16 protein-coding genes and 1 tRNA gene are annotated in these 19,130 nt (G+C 65.2%); 7 read left to right on the top strand and 10 right to left on the bottom strand.

All coding sequences use genetic code 11. The features are described from left to right. Positions 1–57 precede the first annotated feature (57 nt). The 6 genes from XI03_RS33640 to mobB form a co-directional block, all read right to left on the bottom strand. Positions 58–1,710: an OFA family MFS transporter gene (locus XI03_RS33640; RefSeq protein ID WP_028142275.1), complete on the bottom strand. Its 1,653-nt coding sequence runs from the start codon at positions 1,708–1,710 to the stop codon at positions 58–60. 345 nt (positions 1,711–2,055) lie between these two features. Then, on the bottom strand, positions 2,056–4,080 hold the full coding sequence (locus XI03_RS33635) for a sensor histidine kinase (RefSeq protein ID WP_271594506.1): 2,025 nt from the start codon (positions 4,078–4,080) through the stop codon (positions 2,056–2,058). After that, complete coding sequence (locus XI03_RS33630; RefSeq protein ID WP_271594505.1) at positions 4,073–5,506, bottom strand: sigma-54-dependent transcriptional regulator; 1,434 nt, start codon at positions 5,504–5,506, stop codon at positions 4,073–4,075. The genes XI03_RS33635 and XI03_RS33630 overlap by 8 nt, the downstream gene beginning before the upstream one ends. Before the next feature lie 195 nt (positions 5,507–5,701). Further along, positions 5,702–5,935, bottom strand: coding sequence for a sulfurtransferase TusA family protein (locus XI03_RS33625; RefSeq protein WP_028142272.1), 234 nt, complete (start codon positions 5,933–5,935; stop codon positions 5,702–5,704). Between the two features lie 45 nt (positions 5,936–5,980). After that, positions 5,981–7,237, bottom strand: a complete 1,257-nt coding sequence (locus tag XI03_RS33620; RefSeq protein WP_271594504.1) for a molybdopterin molybdotransferase MoeA — start codon at positions 7,235–7,237, stop codon at positions 5,981–5,983. Between the two features lie 9 nt (positions 7,238–7,246). Continuing rightward, positions 7,247–7,774 (bottom strand): molybdopterin-guanine dinucleotide biosynthesis protein B, encoded by a 528-nt coding sequence (gene mobB / locus XI03_RS33615; RefSeq protein ID WP_028142270.1) that lies wholly within the window; start codon positions 7,772–7,774, stop codon positions 7,247–7,249. Between the two features lie 211 nt (positions 7,775–7,985). Between mobB and fdhD the strand changes: the two genes are divergently transcribed. The 3 genes from fdhD to XI03_RS33600 all read left to right on the top strand — a co-directional run bounded on the left by fdhD (position 7,986) and on the right by XI03_RS33600 (position 9,814). Next, complete coding sequence (gene fdhD / locus XI03_RS33610) at positions 7,986–8,876, top strand: formate dehydrogenase accessory sulfurtransferase FdhD (protein WP_271594503.1); 891 nt, start codon at positions 7,986–7,988, stop codon at positions 8,874–8,876. Further along, complete coding sequence (mobA, locus tag XI03_RS33605) at positions 8,857–9,498, top strand: molybdenum cofactor guanylyltransferase MobA (protein ID WP_212476398.1); 642 nt, start codon at positions 8,857–8,859, stop codon at positions 9,496–9,498. The genes fdhD and mobA overlap by 20 nt, the downstream gene beginning before the upstream one ends. Positions 9,499–9,589: 91 nt before the next feature. Then, complete coding sequence (locus XI03_RS33600; protein ID WP_271594502.1) at positions 9,590–9,814, top strand: hypothetical protein; 225 nt, start codon at positions 9,590–9,592, stop codon at positions 9,812–9,814. Positions 9,815–9,886: 72 nt separating this feature from the next. Here the strand turns inward: XI03_RS33600 and XI03_RS33595 are convergent, their stop codons facing one another. Genes XI03_RS33595 through XI03_RS33585 form a run of 3 tightly spaced genes read right to left on the bottom strand, consistent with a single transcriptional unit; the run spans position 9,887 to position 13,838 of the window. After that, positions 9,887–11,836 (bottom strand): molybdopterin biosynthesis protein, encoded by a 1,950-nt coding sequence (locus XI03_RS33595; RefSeq protein ID WP_271594501.1) that lies wholly within the window; start codon positions 11,834–11,836, stop codon positions 9,887–9,889. Positions 11,837–11,849: 13 nt separating this feature from the next. Continuing rightward, a complete protein-coding gene (locus XI03_RS33590; protein WP_271594500.1) occupies positions 11,850–12,956 on the bottom strand; it encodes a molybdopterin-binding protein in 1,107 nt (368 codons plus the stop codon). 54 nt (positions 12,957–13,010) lie between these two features. After that, the gene (locus XI03_RS33585; protein WP_271594499.1) at positions 13,011–13,838 is read right to left on the bottom strand and encodes a substrate-binding domain-containing protein; all 828 of its coding nucleotides are present in this window, start codon (positions 13,836–13,838) and stop codon (positions 13,011–13,013) included. Positions 13,839–14,199: 361 nt separating this feature from the next. Here XI03_RS33585 and XI03_RS33580 point away from each other — a divergent pair, with 361 nt between their 5' ends. Together XI03_RS33580 and XI03_RS33575 are read left to right on the top strand one after the other, a co-directional pair. Further along, positions 14,200–15,093 carry a helix-turn-helix transcriptional regulator gene (locus tag XI03_RS33580; RefSeq protein WP_271594498.1) on the top strand — a complete coding sequence of 298 codons (894 nt, stop codon included), beginning with the start codon at positions 14,200–14,202 and terminating at the stop codon, positions 15,091–15,093. Between the two features lie 97 nt (positions 15,094–15,190). After that, the gene (locus tag XI03_RS33575; RefSeq protein ID WP_095424402.1) at positions 15,191–16,405 is read left to right on the top strand and encodes an ABC transporter substrate-binding protein; all 1,215 of its coding nucleotides are present in this window, start codon (positions 15,191–15,193) and stop codon (positions 16,403–16,405) included. Between the two features lie 129 nt (positions 16,406–16,534). Here XI03_RS33575 and XI03_RS33570 read toward each other — a convergent pair whose 3' ends face one another. Next, a complete protein-coding gene (locus tag XI03_RS33570) occupies positions 16,535–17,497 on the bottom strand; it encodes a TAXI family TRAP transporter solute-binding subunit (protein ID WP_271594616.1) in 963 nt (320 codons plus the stop codon). A 107-nt stretch (positions 17,498–17,604) separates the two neighbouring features. On the opposite strand from XI03_RS33570, the gene XI03_RS33565 reads away from it, so the two are divergent. Both XI03_RS33565 and XI03_RS33560 read left to right on the top strand, forming a co-directional pair. Further along, positions 17,605–18,579: a Bug family tripartite tricarboxylate transporter substrate binding protein gene (locus XI03_RS33565; RefSeq protein WP_271594497.1), complete on the top strand. Its 975-nt coding sequence runs from the start codon at positions 17,605–17,607 to the stop codon at positions 18,577–18,579. A gap of 323 nt (positions 18,580–18,902) precedes the next feature. Further along, positions 18,903–18,978: transfer RNA gene (locus XI03_RS33560), tRNA-Ile, on the top strand. Positions 18,979–19,130 lie beyond the last annotated feature (152 nt).

Genomic DNA, 19,130 nt, shown 5'->3' with positions numbered 1-19,130 from the left:
AATCGAAATGAGCGGCGGGAGCGCGCATGGTGCGCTCCCGCCGCGATGAACGTGCGATCAGAAGATCTTGACCGCGCTCTCCAGCGTCTTCCAGACGCCCCAAGCGAGCGGCACGCCAACAAAGGCCCAGAACAGCGCCGCATTGGCATCCAGACCGCCCTTGCCGATGCCGAACGAGCCGTGCTGGACCGACGCCTCGCTCTTCGCACTGGCCGCCTGCAGGCGGGCCACCTCCTCGTGGCTCATGTTCCATTTCGGATCGACCGGCTTGATCAGGTAGTTGCAGATCAAACCGGCGATCAGCATGGCACACAGGATGTACATCGTCGTGTTGTAGAGCTGATCACGCGGCACACCGGCCGCGAGCTGGAACTCGCGGATGTAGTTGACCACGACCGGACCGATGATGCCGGCAGTCGACCATGCCGTCAGCAACCGGCCATGGATGGCGCCGACGAACTGGGTTCCGAACATGTCGGCAAGATAGGCCGGCACCGTCGCGAAGCCGCCGCCGTACATCGACAGGATGATGCCGAACCCGAGCACGAACAGCAGTTTCGAGCCCATCGCCGCGAAGGTGGGCGCCAGCGCGTAGAGCACGATGCCGAGGATGAAAAACGTGTAGTAGGTGTTCTTGCGCCCCATGAGGTCCGACATCGACGCCCAGAAGAACCGGCCGCCGATATTGAACAGCGACAGCAGGCCGGCGAAGCCGGCGGCGATCGCCGCGATCGATGCCTTCTGTTCGACCGAAAGCTGGCTGAACGTCAGCTCCGGATGCCCGATCAACTTGCCGGCGAAGATTTCCTGGAGCATGGGCGAGGCCATGCCGATCACACCGATACCCGCCGAGACGTTCAAGCAGAGCACCCACCAGATCAGCCAGAATTGCGGCGTCTTGTGTGCGTTGTTGAGGTGCACATGGTGCTCGGTGATCATCGACTTCTTCTCGCTCGGCGGGGTCCAACCGTCAGGCTGCCAGCCGGGCGGCGTCACCCGATATGAAAAGGCACCGATCGTCATGAAGATGAAATAGATCACGCCCATCACGACGAAGGTCTGCCAGACGCCGACATCCGTTGCAGTCTTGAAGTAGTTGATCAGCAGATTGGCGAGCGGCGCACCGATCATCGCACCACCGCCAAAACCCATGATGGCCATGCCCGTCGCCATGCCGCGGCGATCGGGGAACCATTTGATCAGCGTCGACACCGGCGAGATATAGCCGAGGCCGAGCCCGACGCCGCCGATGACGCCGGCTCCGAGCCACATGATCCAGAGTTGATGGACGTAGACGCCGAAGGCGCCGATCAAGAGGCCGCCGCCCCAGCAAAGCGCGGCAACGAAACCTGCCTTGCGCGGGCCGGCACGCTCGAGCCAGCCGCCCCAAATCGCGGCAGAGACGCCGAGCAGGACGAAGAACAGCGTGTACATCCAGCCGAGGCTTGCGACCTTCCAGTCGCACGTCGTGGTGAACAGCTCCTGCCACAACGAGATGTCGGGGCAAGCCTTGCTCTGCGTGATGCCGATCGAGCGCGACAGCGGCAGCCAGAACACCGAGAAGCCGTAGGCCATGCCGATGCAGAGATGGATGCACAGCGCGGCCGGCGGCACCAGCCAGCGATTGAACCCGGCCTTCGCGATCGTGCGTTCACGATCGAGGAAGCCGGAAGCACCAACCGGTGCAAGAACGGTATCGGCAGTCGTCATAAGCATTCCCTCCCAAGCGCGGCCTTGCCGGCACATCGGTTTGAGACCGGTCGTGTGCGTGCTTGTCAGCCGCGCATGACAGGTCGGACTTCATTCATGCCGAAGTGGAATCGTCTGGTGCGCATCCGTCTTGCGCGCCGAGCAAGCAACTGATCGCGGGCGATGTCCCTTCGCCTCGCAAGCAGCGTTGCCGTGACGGCTATCGCGCCCTCATCCCCCTCAACACCCTGTCTTGAGAGGAGCAACGCGCGTGCCAGAAGTCGCATCGTGACGATTCAACGACTTCCCGCAGCGCAACGTGCCGTGCCGGACAGAATGTCCCGAATCCAAGGACAAAATGTCCAATCAGGTCGCTTCGGGCAGCCACATCGTGAAGGTGCTCCCGGAACCGAGGTGGCTTTCGGCCGTGATCTGTCCGCCCTGACGCTTGATCAGCGTCTGGCTGATGGAGAGGCCCAGTCCGGTGCCTTGCCGCCGTTTCGTGGTGTAGAAGGGGTCGAAAATCTTTGCGATTACGTCTGCGCTCATGCCGATGCCGGTATCAGTGACCTCGATGGCGACGCCTTGATGGCCGTCGCGCTCGGCATCGAAGGAGCGGAGCGTCAGGGTTCCGCCGTCCGGCATGGCGTGGATCGCGTTGACGATGAGATTGACCAGGACCTGCTGCAGCTCGTTCCGGTTCATCAGCACGAGCCGGCTGGCGCGGTCGTCCCTGACCACGGCGATCTCGGTCTTGTTCAGAAGATGCTGCACCAGCGGCAGGCAGTCGGAGATGACGCTTGTCGGCGCATGGCGATCGACATAGCCGGCATATTCCTCCGGCCTTGCAAACTGCAGCAGCTTGGTCACGATCTGGCTGATGCGGTGAATCTGCTCGTCGAGCAGGCGAAACTCGACCTTCGCCTTGTCGGCATCGGCCCCGAATACGCTGCGGATGACGTCGAGATTGCCCTGCATCACCGCGATCGGATTGTTGATTTCGTGCGCAACGCCGGCGGTGATCTCGCCGATCGCAGCCAGCTTCTCGGACATGATGAGCTGCTTGGTGGTTGCCTCGAGCTTGAGATTGGCGTGCTCGAGATCCCGGGTGCGCTCCAGCACCCGGACGTTCAGTTCCTCATTCCATTCCCGGAGCTGCCGGTCGCGTTCCTGGATCTGGTCGAGCAGGCTGTCGAGATGAACCGCGACGCGGCCGATCTCGTCACCCAACACCGGCATCTTGGTGCGGGCGGAGAGGTTCCCGCGCTCCACCTCGCCGATCGTCGCTGTGACGCGCTCCAGCGGCATGAAGATGGAGGTCGCCCAGCGCAGGAAGATCGGTACGGTCGCGGCGGTGATCGCGATGAACGCTGCGATGATGATCACCAACGTCTGGTATTTGGCTTCGCTGAACGGCTTCTCCAGAAAGCCGACATAGAGCATGCCGACCCGCTTGCCATAACTGTCGACCAGCGGCTCGTAAGCGGAGATGTACCAGTCATTGACCACGAAAGCACTGTCGAGCCAGGTGTGCCCCTCGCCCAGCACGGCCGAGCGCACCGCCGCCGACACGCGCGTGCCGAGCGCGCGCCGTCCCTCGAACAGACGGACATTGGTCGATATCCGCACGTCGTCCAGGAACAGCGTCGCGGTGCCCTGGCTGCCCTCCGGCAGGCTCGCCGCGCGGTAGACGAGATCGTTGATCGTGTCGATGAATTCGAGATTCTGGTTGAGCAGCGTGCCGCCGACCAGCGCAGCGGCACCCCCGTCAGGCAGCATCGCCCGGCTCGCCGCGTGCACGACCATGCCGCGCGTCTCCGTGCTGCGGTCGGTCGGCACCGCATTCGGGGTCGGCACGAGATCCAATCGCGCGCGCTCGGCCAGGGCCGGCGAAATTGCGGCGAGCTCGTCATTGCCGAAAATATCGACGCCCGTCGCGGGGACCTGACCCGACAGCGCCGACATGATGATCGGCCAGTCGCCTCTCGGTTGATGCTGCAGCGGGGGCGATGAGGCCAGAACGTCGCCGCGATCGTTGGTCAGATACAGGAAATCGAGACCGATCTCCTTGCGGGTCTCGTCGAGTAGGTCCCGCAGCGAGCCGCGCGCATCCGGCGCCAGCACCTCCTGGAAGCGGGCCGACAGGCCGAGCGCCCGGATCTGGACGCCGGTCTTTTCCAGGATGCGGGCGAGATATTGATGGGCGATGGTGAGATCGCCGTTCACCTTGGAGATCAGGGCCGCGTCGAATTTCGCGTTCCAGCGATAGATCGCAACGCCGAGCAGGAGCGGCAGGATGACCAGCATCGGCAGCAGAGCGATCGCGAGCAACCGGAATCGGACGGAGCGTCCCCGCACGAGCTCACCGCTGCGGCGGCCACCATCAGACATCCCATAACGCGCATTTGCGGTCGATGGTCTTGCGCGAGATACCGAGACGCCGCGCCGCCTCCTCGCGATTGCCGTTGGCCTCCTTCAGCACACCGAGAATGTGACGGCGCTCGAGCTCGGCGAGACTGTCGGCAGGTGCCGACTGACCGTCGTTGCGGGGACCGGCGAAATCGTCGGGGAAGGCGCCGAGGATCAGCGTGCGTTCGATCAAATTGCGCAGCTCGCGCACATTGCCCGGCCAGTCATAGCTTGCGAGCGCCGCCCGCACCGAGGCGTCGATCGGCACCGGCGGCATGCCGAGCTGAGCCGACAGCTTGCTCATGAAGATGGCGGCAAGCTCCTGCACGTCATCGCCGCGATCCTTCAGGAGCGGCAGGTGTATCTGCATCACGTTGAGCCGGTAGAACAGATCGGCTCGGAAACGGCCCTTCTCGACCTCTTTCTGAAGCTCGGCATTGGTTGCGAAGATGAAACGCAGGTCGACCGGAACTTCACGCTCGGAGCCCACCGGACGGACGCGGCGGTCTTCGAGCACGCGAAGCAGCTTGCTCTGCATCGGCAGCGGCAGCTCCCCGATCTCGTCGAGGAACAGCGTGCCGCCATGCGCGTACAGGAACAAGCCCTCACGCCCCGAATCGGCGCCGGTGAAGGCGCCCTTGATGTGTCCGAACAGCTCCGCCTCGATCATCTCGGGCGGGATCGCCGCGCAATTGACGGGCACGAAGGGCTTATCGGCGCGATCGGACAACGAATGGATCGAGCGTGCTGCCACTTCCTTGCCGGTGCCGGATGCGCCGGTGAGGAGAACCGAGGTCGGCAGGCGTGCGACGCGCGCGATGGTCTCACGCACGCGCAGCGTCGCTGCCGATTGTCCGATCAGATTGTCGCGCAGAAAGGTGCGGTCGGACGAGGCACGCAGGGCATAGCGCAGGACATAGTTCTCGCGCTGGAGGCGGACACGGTCGAGGCATCGTGCCACCGCGTTGAGGATCTGGTTGGAGCGGAACGGCTTGAGCACGAAATCGGCGGCACCAGCGCGCAGGGCCTGGATCGCGGTGTCGAGGTCGGCATAAGCGGTGATCAGGATGGCGTCGGCGAAAAAGCCGACGGCGCGCTGCTCGGCGAGCCAATCGACGCCGTTCTTGCCTGGCATGATGTTGTCGAGAATGACGACGTCGTAGCGGTTGGAATCGAGCTTGCGCGAGGCCTGGTCGGTATCGGCCGCCTCGTCCACCAGCTTGCAGCGCGGTCCAAGCGTGCGCACCAGGAAATTGCGCATGCCCGGCTCGTCGTCGACGATCAGGATCGAGGCCTGCGCCAGCGCGCCGAACTCCGGCCCTGCAGCCGTCTTGCCGGGCCTGACGGCAGGCTCGCGGCCCGCCGCGGGACCTGCGGCAGCGCTTGCCCTCGATGTTGAGAAAGTCATGCCCGACGTCTTTGAGAGTCTTGGGTTTGAGGGTCTTGGGATTGAGGGTCTTGGGTTTGAGAGTCTTGGGTTTGAGAGTCTTGAGTTTGAGCTCATGCACGGCACCAATCGGCGCCTTTCGCATTGCAGCGAAGTTCCGGCCGTGTCCCGCGCAGGCAACATAGTCAAACGTCGCCGCCGTGAATATTCGCCTTTCTACGGGGCGTCGCTCTTTTCGACCAGGAACACGATGCGCGCCTCGTTGCGCTCGGTGATCTCGACCTTGTCGCCGGTCTCGCGGATCAGGTTCGGAATGTCAATCACCGACAAGGGATCGGTGCAGTGGACCTCGAGCTGATCGCCCGGCTGCAACGGCTTGAGCGCCTTGCGCGTCTTCAGGGCGGGCAGCGGGCATTTCAGTCCGGTGAGATCGAGCGTCGTTCTGGTCATGGGCGCAACATGGCGGGACCGATCGATGGCGTCAACGCAAGGCCGCTAGAGCAGATCGGCGTAGGACAAAAAGCCTACGTCCTGCCCTGGCTCGACGCCCGTGACGCTCTCACCGAGCTCGACGAGGCCGTCGGTCTCGACCAGCGAGGACAACAGCCCGGCTCCTTCGCGCGGGAACTTCACCGCCTCCAGCGTGCCGTCCTGCGCCCGCCGCAAGGAGACGCGAACATATTCGCGCCGGCCCGCCTTCTTCTTGTAGGTGAAAGCCGCCCGCATCGGGATCGGCAGAAGCGGCTCCGGCAGGCCGCCGGCGAGCGCCAGCACCGTCGGGCGCACGACATGGACGAAGGTCACGAAGCTCGCGACGGGATTGCCGGGCAATCCGATCAGCGGCGTGCCGTCGATAATGCCCATCGCCACGGGACGGCCAGGCTTGATCGCCATCCGCCACAGCACCAGCGAGCCGATGCTCTCGACCGCCGCCTTGACGTGGTCCTCCTCGCCGGTCGAGACGCCGCCGGTCGTGAGGATCAGGTCATGATCACCGGCCACCTGCTTCAAGCCATTCGCGAGCGAAGTCCGCTCGTCGCGCAAGATTCCGAGATCGCTGACCTCGCAGCCGAGCCGGCGCAGCATCGCCATCAGCATGAAGCGGTTGGAATCGAACAGTTGCGAGGCCGCGCGCGGCTCGCCGGGCGAGGCCAACTCGTCGCCGGTCGAGAACACCGCAACGCGAATGCGCCTGATGACGTCGAGACCGACAAGTCCGAACGCGGCAGCGAGCGCGACATGCTGCGGCCGCAAGCGCTGGCCGGCGCGCAGCGCGATGTGGCCCTCAGGGATGTCCTCGCCCGCGGGGCGGACATTGGCGCCGGGCTTCAGCCCCGGCGGCAGCACGATCTTGCCGTCATCGTCGATGCGAACGTCCTCCTGCATGAAGACGGTTTCTGCATCCGGCGGCATCGGCGCGCCCGTGAAAATGCGTGCGGTATGGCCGGGCTTGATCGGCGCCTGTGCGAGGCCGCCGGCCTGGATGCGGCCATCGAGCGGGAACGCCCGCTCCGCGGCTTCAGGAATGTCGGCGTTGCGCACGGCGTAGCCGTCGACCGCCGAGTTGGTGAAGGGCGGCAGCGGCAGAGGCGCTGCGACATCGCGCGCCAGCACGCGCCCGTCCGCGTCGACCAGGGCCACCGTCTCCAGATCGGCGATCGCGTTGACGCGCGTCGTGATGAGACCGACGGCCTCGTCGACCGACATCATCGGGCCGCCGAAGGCAAAGCAATCGTCCGACAGTTGCGCCATGGTGCCTCGTCAGCGTATCGCGGCGCTTTTCGCCACCGCTTCTTCGACCGGCATCGCGGCGCGCAGCAGCAACGCCGCAGCTGCCGCGACATCGTCGAGATGGACAGTGGGCAGCCCCGTGTCAATGGCGGTGTCGGCCGCGATCCCGGCGATCCCGGGATCGTCGGGAAACAGCAACGGCTTGCCGTTCGCCGCGCGATGCACCTCGATCTTGCGATGCGGCTCGCGCTTGAAGCCCTCGACCACGACGAGATCGACCGCGGAAAGCTTGCTCAGGAGCTCGGGCAGCCGCGGCTCCGCCGCCCCGCGCAGTTCGTGCATCAGGGCCCAGCGGTTTGACGAAGCAACCAGCACCTCGGCCGCGCCGGCCTCGCGATGGCGCCAGGAATCCTTGCCGGGGACATCGACGTCGAACTGGTGATGCGCATGCTTGATGACCGAGACGCGCAACCCTTGCGCGTTGAAATGCGGGATCAGCCGCGTCAACAGCGTGGTCTTGCCCGCACCGCTCCAGCCTGCAAGGCCGATGACTTTCATTCCAGCTCCGTGTCCGCGAGCGACTTGGTTTTGGTGGAACCGCTATCCCTCCCCGTCATTGCGAGCGAAGCGAGGCAATCCAAACTGCTTCCACGGTGGCACTCTGGATTGCTCCGTCGCTTCGCTCCTCGCAATGACGAACGGAGGCATTTCGTTTTCCGTCAGCATGCTTATATCGGCTTGACCCGAATGTCATGCTAACCTCGCCGCCATGATGAAGATCGACAAAGCCCCCGTGCCCCTGATCGTCCCTGACACGGCCGACCCGCGCCTGACCCAGAGCGTGGCCGGGACCGACCAGACCGGCGCCAGGGTCGAGATCAAGGTGCCGATGGAGCGGCCGCTGACGCTCTACCTGAATTCCCAGGAGATCGTCACCATGATGACGATCGGCGATTACCCCGAATATCTGGCGCTCGGCTACCTGCTGAACCAGAACATGCTGAAATATAATGACGCGGTCACGGAGGTCGAATACGACGACGACCTTCAGGTGGTCGTGGTGCGCACCACGCACCACACCAATTTCGAGGCCAAGCTGAAGAAGCGCACGCAGACCTCGGGCTGTGCGCAGGGCACCGCCTTCGGCGATCTGCTCGAGGCGGTCGAAAGCGTCGCACTGCCGAAGGCCGAGCTACGCACCTCCTGGCTTTACCAGATGACGCAGACCATCAACACGATGCCCTCGCTCTATCTGGAGGCCGGGGCGATCCACGGCTGTGTGCTGTGCAAGGAAGGCACCCCGCTTTGCTACACCGAAGACGTCGGCCGCCACAACGCCGTCGACAAGATCGCGGGCTGGATGTACCGCCACGGTGTCGATGCTAGCGACAAGATCCTCTACACCACGGGGCGGCTCACCTCGGAGATGGTGATCAAGACGGTCCGCATGGGAATTCCGATCCTGGTGTCGCGCTCCGGCTTCACCGCCTGGGGCGTCGATCTCGCAAGACAGGTCGGGCTGACGCTGGTCGGACGCACCCGCGGCAAACGCTTCATCGTCCTCGCGGGCGAGCAACGCATCGTCTACGACCAGGACCTCGCTTACGTCGAGGAAGAGTCGGCGAAGCACAAGCGCAAGGGTGAAGCTGGTGACGACTGAGAGTTTGCCGACGCAAGGCGTGCTGCTCGCCGGCGGCCTGGCGCGGCGCATGGGCGGTGGCGATAAGCCGATGCGCACGATCGGCGGCCGCACCATCCTGGCGCGCGTGATCGCGCGCCTTTCGCCGCAATGTAGCGGATTGATCCTCAACGCTAATGGCGATCCCGCGCGCTTCGCCGCGTTCGGCCTGCAAGTCGTCGCCGACGACGTGCCCGGCTTCCCCGGTCCGCTCGCCGGCATCCTCGCCGCGCTCGACTGGACCGCGGCGAACCGGCCGGGCGTCGAATGGGTGCTCAGCGCCGCCGGCGACTGCCCGTTCCTGCCGCGCGATCTGGTCGCGCGCCTGCATGAAGCGCGAAAACGGGAGAACGCTCAGCTCGCGGTCGCGGCATCAGGCGAGCAGTCCCATCCCGTGATCGGCCTGTGGCGCGTCGGCTTGCGCGACGAGCTCAGGCACGCACTGGTCGTCGAGGACCTCCGAAAGATCGACCGTTGGACCGCGCGCTATCCGCTCGCGACGGTGACGTGGCCAACCGAGCCGCTAGATCCGTTCTTCAACGCCAATACGGTCGAGGATATCGCCGACGCCGAACGGCTGGCGGCGCTGGATGATGCATCCTAATGCGTTGCCTGTTCATGGCCTTGAGCTCCTGGCTATGAACCGGACCTAAGAAGCGAACGACCAATGATTGGGACGTTGCCCCGGATGAGCCATGGCCGACTCGCTCTTGGAAGTCATTTTCGATGTTGTCGATATCGCGTTCGATGTTTCGGACGCAATCGATCGCACGAAGCAGCTGGGCGAGCCTGACACCGTGGAAGTCCCGCCGGACCCGAAACCGTTGTCGGCCGCCGCCCAGCGTGCGCTCGCCGAGGAACGGGAGCGCAAACGCGGTCAGTCCGATCAAGCCGCCAGCAGCACCGACCAGGCATCGTAGCTGCAGACCCAGCCGGTATCAGTCCGCTCCATCAGCCCGGATATTTGATGCGCGAGGTCTTCTGCACCGTCGCTACGCAGGCCGGAATCCCGCCCGCTCCAGCGCGGCGTGCGCCTCATTCGAGCCAAGCGCATCGAGAAACGCCTGCACCGCCGGCCGGTCCTTGCGCGCCGTGACCAGCGCGAAGTCATAATGCTCTTCCGCGAACGGAATGAAACCGAGGCCGGCCGCTTGGGCGACCGGCGCAATGGTCATGCCCCAGTCGGCACGGTGCTGCGCAACAGCTGCCGCAACTGCATTGTGCGACCGCGGCTGGTTCCAGTAGCCTTCCGGGCGCGCACCGCCGAGCAGCCGGTCGATCAGGATGCGCGTGCCGGCGCCCTGGTTGCGGTTGACCATGATGCAGGCGGGATCAGCGAGCGCCGCCGCGACAGCCTCCTTCGCGCCCAGGCCCTCGAAACGCCTGTCGTCCTTGCGGAAGACGATGCCCTGCATCCGACGCCAGCCCGGTACGAGCTCGAGCCCCTCGACGAGATAGGGCGAGTTGTAGGTCTCGCTCTTGTCATCGAACAGATGGATCGGCGCCAAATCGCATTCACCGCGCTTTGCGGCCGCGAGTCCACCGAGGCTGCCGACGGCAATCGAGCGCACGGCCAGGCCGGCATGCGCGAGCTGGGCGGTGACGAGATCGAGGCCGGTGCAATGGCTGCCGACGATGACGAGATCGGGCACGCGCACATGCGGCGTGAACAGCGTCACCTCGGTTTCAGTTCCGGCCGGCATCTGGTCGGCGAGCGCATCAATGCGCAAAAAGCCATCAGCCTGCGCGAAGGACGTGACCGCACCAGACCCTTTGCCGGAGGGGTAGGCGATCAGACCGTCCCTGCCCTCGACCAGCGACACCATGACGAACTCGGTGCGGCCGAGCTCGGACGCAATGCGCACCGGCACGGTCGCGTTCACCTTGGCATCCGAGCGCGGCGGCAAGCCAGCCAGCTTGCGCAGCACCGGCACGACCATGTCGTGGAAGGTAAACATCGCCGAGGTCGGAAAGCCCGGCAGGATCACCACCGGCTTGCCGTCGCACACCGCAAGGCACAACGGCTTGCCGGGCTTGAGCGCAACGCCATGCGCGATGATGCCGGGCTGGCCGAGCCGGCCGATGATGCGATGCGACAAGTCGCCCGCGCCTTTCGAGGTGCCGCCCGACAGGACCAGCATGTCGGATTCGGCGAGCGCGCGGCGCATGGCGGATTCGAGTTTCGCCTCATCGTCCGGAATGGCGCCGAGGAAGACCGCCTCGCCGCCATTCTCGTCGATCGCAGCCGCGACGATCGCGCCGTTGGTGTCGTAGATCGCGGCGGGCGGAAGAGCCCCGCCGGGTTGGACCAGCTCGTCACCGGTGGAGATCACGGCGACACGCGGCCTCCGCGCGACGGTCACCCCGGCGACGCCGCACGCGGCCAGCATGCCGATCTCGCGCGAGCCGATGATCGTGCCGGCACGCAGCAGCGCCTCGCCGCGTGCAATATCGGATCCGGCGTACGACACGAATTGCCCGGGCGAGACCGCCCGACGCACGTCGATCGCATCAAGGCCAACCGGCTGGGTGTGCTCGACCATGACGACCGCGTCGGCGCCACGCGGCAACGGACCGCCGGTGGCGATCGGCGTTGCGGTTCCCGCCGCCACTTGCATCCTTGGCGCGGTGCCGCAATGGATGGTCTCGCCGTTCAGCGTGAGGCGCCGAGGAGCGCCTTCACCAGCCGCCGCAAGGTCTGCCGAGCGCACGGCAAAACCGTCGACATTGGAGCGATCGAAAGGGGGAACGTCGATCGGCGCAGTGATGTCTTCAGCGAGCGCCACGCCGAGCGCTTCGCCGAGCTTACGCATTTCGCTCGGAACGGCGCGCGGGAACAACGCAGCCTCGAAGCGCGCCAGGGCCTCCTCGCGCGAGAGGATCTTGAGGAACTGCTCCTGTTCGAGCGCGCTGCGGATTTGCGATTGCGGGTTCATCGACATGCCAAAACCCATATCATTCCCACATTAGATAGGCATCGACCGGCACGCCTGCCGCAAATCCCTCGTGGCTGTCAGGAATGAGCAGCCATGCATCCGCACCGGCAATGGCCTGGAGCGGCCATTCGCCCACGGCGAGCGGCGTCCAGCCGTGATGTTCCCTGGCCAGCAAAGCGATCTCGGCGATGCCGACGCTGGACGCGATTTTTCGCGCAAGCGGCAGGCTCACCTGCCGGCGCGGCCGGCGCAGCGATAATCGGTCGATGAGCGGAAGCACGAGCGCGAGCCACACCGCCAGCGCATGATCCGGCGAGCCCGGCAAGGCGACGACGGGAACCTTTCCGAGCTTCGCGACCGCGGCGGTACGCCCGGGCTGAAGCGCAAGACCGTGGGCGATCACATGACCACGCTGAGCCAGCGCGGCGACGGCCGCATCGCCGCGGCCAACTCCGCTGCCGCCGACCGTCAGGATCAGATCGCAAGAGGATATATCCAGCGCATCGGCAATCGACACCGCATCACGCGCGCCGGCCTCATACGTCTTCACATCCACTCCCGCAGCGCCCGCGATCGCGGCGATCATATGCATCGTTGCCGTTGCACCCGGCACGTTGACGATGCTCAGCCGGGGCCGACGCACGCCGAGCTTGTCCAAGCCGGCAACGCGCGCGAGCAGCAGATCGGCTGCGACGACCGGTTGGCCCTCGGCGCCGGCCGGCGTGCGCGCCGCGATGTCGCTGCCGCCACGCCTGACGCCGTGCCCCGGCACGCCCTCCGCCAGCACCTGCACGAGTGGCCCCGATGGATCGATCGCGTCGGCATCGAGCACACAGTCGCAGCCGTCGGGCATCGGGTCACCGGCCTCGACCCACGCGGGTGCTCGGGTCAAAGGCAGCGGCGAATAAGAGGACGCGCCGACGAGATCGTTGGCGCAGAGCGCCCAGCCGTCCGCGGCGGCGATGTCGTGATACGGATGGGCCGCAAGCAGCGGCGTGCCCGCCGCGATGCAGCCGGCCGCTTCGCTCAGCGGCAACTCCACCGGTGCGAGCGGTTCAAGCCCGCTCAGCAACGCGGCCAGCGCGGTGTCGAGCGGGGTCAGCGATGGCGGCAGGCGCTGGGTCATGCGCCATGGTGGACCATGCATCGCCCGGTTTGGCAACCACCGGCGATACCGCCGTCAACCGCCCGACCTGTCCGCATTGGGGAAGAATAGCTGCTGCCCGTCGACCTTGTAGCCTGCGATCGCCGTCTGCCCCTCCGGCGAGGTCAGCCAATCGATGAAGGTCTGCGCGAGATCCTTCTTCACGTTCGGAAACTTCTCGGGGTTCACCAGCATCACGCCGTACTGATTGAGCAACCGCCGGTCGCCTTCGACGACGATATCGAGATCGCCGCGATCCCCGAAGGCGATCCAACTGCCGCGATCCGACAGCACATAAGCACTGGCGGCGCGCGCGGCGTCGAGCGCCGAGGCCATGCCCTGCCCGGCCTCGCGATACCAGGGGCCCTTGGCCCCGGCGATGTCGATGCCGGCGACGATCCAGAGCGCCAGCTCCGCAGCATGCGTGCCCGACCGATCGCCGCGCGTCACGAACGGCGCACCCTTGGCCTCGATCGCCTTCAGCGCCGTCGCGATATCCTTGCCCTTGACGCCGGCGGGATCGCTCTTCGGTCCGATCAGCACATAGTCGTTGTACATCACGTTAAAACGCTTCACGCCAAACCCGTCGGCGACGAATTTCTCCTCCTGCGGTCGCGCATGCATCAGCACGACGTCCGCCTCGCCTCTTCGCGGCCCGTCGAGCACCTCGTCGGCGCGCCGCGCGATCACCGTCACGTCGACGCCGGTCTTGTCGCGGAAGATCGGAAGCAGATAGTCGAGCAGACCGGACTCCTGCGTCGATGCGGTCGAGGCCAGCACGATTGCGCGGTCTTCCGCGGACGAGGCCGCAACGCCCGCGGTGAGGCCGCAGAAGAGCGCGAATGCAGCGGACAGGCGGCCCATGATCAGGTTCCCATTGGCTATGACGCGATCATGATGATGATCGATTGCGCCGCACTCGTGACGTGTTTGCGCGCTGCGACGCCCCATGCGAACAACAACAGATAGAATTTAAATCAAGCCACTACCGGCGGCAGGGCTTGGACCTAAGGCGGCAATCGCGCCGTTCGGGAAATTTCGGCAACGCAGATCGGCATGCCGATTGCCATCGCAGGATCGTTCACCAAAGCAAAAGACGCGCGTGAGGATGTGTTGCAAAGCAGCGAGATGATCAGGCATGGTCCCGGCGGACGAGAACTTGAAATGCAGAATTCCACCTGCGTCGAACGTCAAAAAGAAGCAAGAATTTGCATAGGAATGCAGGATGGAATTCCTGACGACCAGCGAAGCCGCCGACTATCTTCGGCTCGGCGAACGCAAGCTCTACGAACTCGTCACCACCGGCGCGATCCCCTGCACCAAGGTGACCGGGAAGTGGCTCTTCCCGCGCCACGAACTCGATCTCTGGGTGCTCTCTGGCCTCGCGCGTCCGGCCGGCATGCTGATCGCGGAGCCGCCGCCGGTCGTGGGCGGCAGCCAGGACGAGCTGCTGGATTGGAGCCTGCGCGAATCCGGCTCGGGCCTGGGATCGATGAGCGAGGGTAGCGTGCGCGGGCTCGAGCGCTTGCAGCGCAACGAGGTGATGGCGGCGGCGATACATTTCCACGGCCTGGATGCTTCCGACGATCTCACTGGGGATGCCAGTGTCGAAGCGCTGCGGGCCGCTCCGGATTTGCATGATGCGGTGCTGGTCGCGTTCGTGCGCCGCGAACAGGGTCTCGTGCTGCCGCAAGGCAATCCCAAGCATCTGCACGGCCTGACCGACGTGCTCACGCTCGGCGCCCGGATGGCGATGCGGCAACAGGGCACGGGCGCGCAGATGCTGCTCGACGTGCTGCTGAAGCGCGCGGGCGCCACGACGCGGGATTTGCGCCGGGTCGAGACGCCGGCCCTCACCGGACCGGATCTCGCGGAACTGGTCCGCGCCGGCCAGGCCGATTGCGGCATCGCCACGCGCGCCGCCGCGCGTTCGGCCGGCCTCGATTTCGTGCCGCTGGTCTGGGAGAATTTTGACCTCGCGATGCGGCAGCGCACCTATTTCCGCCCCGCCATGCAGGCCTTGATCGGATTTCTGAACGAGCGGCGGCTGCGCCAGCGCGCCGAGGAGCTGACCGGCTACGATCCCTCACCCGCAGGACAGATCCGCTTCGCAGCCTGACATTGACGCCCGCCCCAAAATAGTTGCAAAAGAAACCAATTCAGCCGGGAATACCCGGGGCAACACCGGCCAACGTGCCGGACAGGGGAGGACAAGCATGAATCCAATCAGATTTGGACTGCCGGTCGCGGCCGCCTTGACGGCGGCGCTGCTGTCCGGTGCGGCATCGGCGCAGGTTTCCGACAACGTCGTCAAGATCGGCGTGCTCACCGACATGAACGGCCCGGCCTCTGCGCCGACCGGCCAGGGCTCGGTGACGGCGGCGCAGATGGCGATCGACGATTTCGGCGGCACCGTGCTCGGCAAGCCGATCAGCGTCGTGGTCGGCGACCATCAGCTCAAGGCCGACATCGGCGCCTCGCTCGCGCGGCGCTGGTTCGACGTCGAGCAGGTCGACCTGATCGTCGACGTGCCGGTCTCGGCGGTCGGCCTCGCGGTGCAGAACATCGCCAACGAGAAGAAGCGGCTGTTCATCACCCACTCCACCGGCACCGCCGATTTCCACGGCAAGTTCTGCTCGCCTTACGCGATCCAGTGGGTGTTCGACACCCGCGCGCTCGCGGTCGGCACCGCGGACGCCGTGGTCAAGCGCGGCGGCGACAGCTGGTTCTTCATCACCGACGATTACGCCTTCGGCCATTCGCTGGAGCGCGACGCTTCCGCGGTGGTCACCGCCAATGGCGGCAAGGTGCTTGGCTCGGTGCGGCCACCGCTGGCGACGCCTGACCTCTCCTCCTTCGTGCTGCAGGCGCAGGCCTCAAAGGCCAAGATCATCGGCATCGCGGCCGGACCGCCCAACAACATGAACGAGATCAAGACCGGCTCGGAGTTCGGCGTGTTCAAGGGCGGCCAGCAGATGGCGGCGCTGCTGGCGCTGATCACCGACATCCACGGCCTCGGCCTGCAGGCGGCTCAAGGCCTGCTGCTGACCACGTCGTTCTACTGGGACATGGATGACAAGACCCGCGAATGGTCGAAGCGGTATTTCGCCAAGATGAACAAGATGCCGTCGATGTGGCAGGCCGGCGTCTATTCATCCGTGATGCACTATCTCAACGCCATCAAGGAAGCGGGCACCGACGATCCGCTCAAGGTCGCAGCCAAGATGCGCGAGAAGCCGATCGAGGATTTCTTCTCCCGCAACGGCAAGCTGCGGGAGGACAATCTGATGGTCCACGACCTCTGGCTGGTGCAGGTGAAGACGCCGGAGGAGAGCAAATATCCGTGGGACTATTACAAGATCCTCACGACCATCTCGGGCGACAAGGCGTTCGGTCCGCCGGACCCGGCATGTGCGATGGTGAAGAAGTGACCGGCAACGCAAGCTAGCTGCAACGTCATGGCCGGGCTTGTCCCGGCCATCTACGTCTAGCCGCACAGACAGAAGAACGTGGATGCCCGGGACAAGCCCGGGCATGACGAGCGCGGGTGTGGTCGCGAGCTACTTCATAACTCCAATCTCGCGGAAGTACTTTGCGACTCCCGGATGAATTAGCTCCGGCCTCGGCGCTGCGGCAACCGTGTTCGACGCCGTGGTCTCGCAGGCCTGCGCGAGCTTCTTGCAGAAATTCGTCTCGACGCCGTGCAGCGTCTTCGCCAGGCGATAGGCAATTTCCTCGGGCAGATCCTCGCGCGTCAGCACAAAGCTCCAGGACCCGAGCGAGGCGATCGGCGCGGACTGGTTCGGATAGCTATTGGCCGGCACCAGCAACGGCTTCAGGAAGGAATGCTTGGCGCGGATGCGCGTCATCTCTTCAACATCAGGCGCGATGAAGCGCGCGCCTGACGCGCTCGATGCGACCGCGGCAAAGCCGGGCCAGCCGATGCCGGCGCCCCAGAGCGCGGCGACGCGGCCGTCCTCGACCATCGCGGGACCGTCGCCGGCGCGATCGAGATAGATGGCCTTGAAGTCCTCATCCTGCCTCAGCCCGAGGCCATCCAGCACATAGCGCGCCAGGATCGGCAGGCCCGAGCCCTTGGCGCCGAACGCCACGGGCTGACCGACGAGATCGCGGATCGTCTTGTAGGGACTGTCCGCGCGCACCACGAACATGCCGGGGTTGGAATAGATCGCCGTGAGTATCTTCAGCCGAACCGGCGCACGCCCGATGCCGGCAAAGGCCTCATAGGCCGGCTCGCCTGCGACCAGCGCGAGATCGAGCTCGCCCTTCTCCAGCAGCGGAATGTTCTCGTTGCTGCCCTTGGTGTTGCGCGGGGCGATGGAGATTTGCGGATCGGCCGCGTTCATCACTTCGGCAAAAGCATTGCCATAGAGCGGGAAGCCGCCGCCGGGCGTCGCGGTGCCCAAGCTGATCGTCGTGGTCGGAATGGCCGTGCCTCCGGTTTGAGCAGCAGCGGGGCTGGCGAGCAGCACTGCAGCAAGAGCGATCATCGCGAATCTCATGGTCATTCCCGGCGAGCCTGCGTCAACACCGACTTGCGGCGATGTAGGCAGGGAGCGGATTTTGTGAAAGCATATCGCCCAACGACAATAGAACAATGGGAGACGTCATGTTGCGAATTTTGCGGTGCGTTTTTTTTGGGCTCGCGGTCCTCACAGGTCTTTTCAGCGTCACGCCTCCCGCCTCCGCCGCCTATCCCGACCGCCCCGTGCACTGGCTGATTGGATTTGCCGCCGGCGGCCCGGTCGACATCGTGGCGCGGATCATGGCGCAGTGGCTGTCGGACCGCCTCGGCCAGCAATTCATCGTCGAGAACCGCACGGGGTCCGGCGGCAACATCGCTGCCGCCGCCGCGATCAACTCGCCGGCCGACGGCTACACGTTGCTGTTCGTCGCGCCCAACAACGCGATCTCGACCTCGCTCTACAAGAAGCTGCCGTTCGACTTCATCCGCGACACCGTGCCGGTGGCCAGCATCATGCAGCTCACCAACATGCTGGTCGTCTCCAACGCGTTTCCGGCGAAGACGGTTCAGGAGTTCGTCGACTACTGCAAGGCCAATCCCGGCAAGATCTCCTTTGCCTCGTCCGGCAACGGCACCTCGGTGCACATGTCGGCCGAGCTGTTCAAGGTGCTGACCAAGTGCGACATGGTGCACGTGCCCTATCGCGGCTCCGCCATCGCCTTCCCCGACATCATCTCCAACAAGGTGCAGCTGATCTTCGACAATCTGCCTTCGGCCATGGAGCAGGTGAAGGGCGGCAATGTCCGCGCGCTGGGCGTGACCTCGCCGCAGCGCTGGCCGAGCGTGCCCGACGTACCCGCGATCGCCGAGACCGTGCCGGGCTTCGAATCGGTCGGCTTCTACGGCATCTCCGCGCCGAAGGGCACGCCGAGCGAAGTGATCGACACCCTCAACAAGGCCGTCGGCGAAGCGCTGAAGGACCCGAAGCTGATCGCCCGCCTCACTGAAGTCGGCGGCATCCCCAAGCCAATGACGCCGGCCGAGTTCGGCAAGCTGGTCACCGACGAGACCGAGAAGTGGCGCAAGGTGGTGGAGTTCGCCGGGGTCTCGGTGGATTAGCGGCGCGCTCAACGGCGAGCCGGCAGGACATCGGAGGGGACCCCGGAAGCCCCCTCCATCAAATATCGCAAAACAACCCCATGCACAGTAGACGAGCCTAATAATTTCAATGGGTTACGGGGGACAAAAAGCGGCCCGCCGCGGGGCGTTTGCTCCGTCGGGCAAAACAGGGGATATACAGACATCGTCGTCAAATTCGGTTATCCGAAACTGCGCGCCGGCGTTCTCGCGAGCCAGAGCCAGCATTGCACCCCCGCCCCCATCCCTGTAAACGAACCGCGCACCGTTGCCGGCCGCGCGTTCCCGCGAGCCGTCTCGCGGCGGGGCCTGTAGCTCAATGGTTAGAGCCGGCCGCTCATAACGGTCTGGTTGCAGGTTCGAGTCCTGCCGGGCCCACCACGCTTCGCCCTGCGGGCTACGCGCGGCACAGCCACGCAACGACCGAAGGGCGAACGGTCCGGCGTAGCTGGAGCAAAGCGGACGCGAAGACGGACTTCGGCCGCGAGCTTCGGCCCGGCAAGCCAGCGCCACACATCAAGAGCGAAGCGAGT

The sequence above is a fragment of the Bradyrhizobium sp. CCBAU 65884 genome (genome assembly GCF_028128835.1).
GTDB lineage: Bacteria > Pseudomonadota > Alphaproteobacteria > Rhizobiales > Xanthobacteraceae > Bradyrhizobium > Bradyrhizobium ottawaense.
The sequence above is the reverse complement of the archived record's forward strand: the minus strand, read 5'-3'. Positions and strand labels throughout refer to the sequence as shown.

Excerpts from the sequence above, each read along its gene's own strand:
- XI03_RS33565 (WP_271594497.1), top strand. The coding sequence starts at position 17,605 with ATGTTGCGAATTTTGCGGTGCGTTTTTTTTGGGCTCGCGGTCCTCACA.
- mobB (WP_028142270.1), bottom strand. The coding sequence starts at position 7,774 with ATGAAAGTCATCGGCCTTGCAGGCTGGAGCGGTGCGGGCAAGACCACG.
- XI03_RS33620 (WP_271594504.1), bottom strand. The coding sequence starts at position 7,237 with ATGGCGCAACTGTCGGACGATTGCTTTGCCTTCGGCGGCCCGATGATG.
- XI03_RS33625 (WP_028142272.1), bottom strand. The coding sequence starts at position 5,935 with ATGACCAGAACGACGCTCGATCTCACCGGACTGAAATGCCCGCTGCCC.
- XI03_RS33570 (WP_271594616.1), bottom strand. The coding sequence starts at position 17,497 with ATGAGATTCGCGATGATCGCTCTTGCTGCAGTGCTGCTCGCCAGCCCC.
- XI03_RS33630 (WP_271594505.1), bottom strand. The coding sequence starts at position 5,506 with ATGACTTTCTCAACATCGAGGGCAAGCGCTGCCGCAGGTCCCGCGGCG.
- XI03_RS33600 (WP_271594502.1), top strand. The coding sequence starts at position 9,590 with ATGGCCGACTCGCTCTTGGAAGTCATTTTCGATGTTGTCGATATCGCG.
- fdhD (WP_271594503.1), top strand. The coding sequence starts at position 7,986 with ATGATGAAGATCGACAAAGCCCCCGTGCCCCTGATCGTCCCTGACACG.
- XI03_RS33640 (WP_028142275.1), bottom strand. The coding sequence starts at position 1,710 with ATGACGACTGCCGATACCGTTCTTGCACCGGTTGGTGCTTCCGGCTTC.
- XI03_RS33635 (WP_271594506.1), bottom strand. The coding sequence starts at position 4,080 with ATGTCTGATGGTGGCCGCCGCAGCGGTGAGCTCGTGCGGGGACGCTCC.
- XI03_RS33595 (WP_271594501.1), bottom strand. The coding sequence starts at position 11,836 with ATGTCGATGAACCCGCAATCGCAAATCCGCAGCGCGCTCGAACAGGAG.
- XI03_RS33590 (WP_271594500.1), bottom strand. The coding sequence starts at position 12,956 with ATGACCCAGCGCCTGCCGCCATCGCTGACCCCGCTCGACACCGCGCTG.
- XI03_RS33575 (WP_095424402.1), top strand. The coding sequence starts at position 15,191 with ATGAATCCAATCAGATTTGGACTGCCGGTCGCGGCCGCCTTGACGGCG.
- XI03_RS33585 (WP_271594499.1), bottom strand. The coding sequence starts at position 13,838 with ATGGGCCGCCTGTCCGCTGCATTCGCGCTCTTCTGCGGCCTCACCGCG.
- XI03_RS33580 (WP_271594498.1), top strand. The coding sequence starts at position 14,200 with ATGGAATTCCTGACGACCAGCGAAGCCGCCGACTATCTTCGGCTCGGC.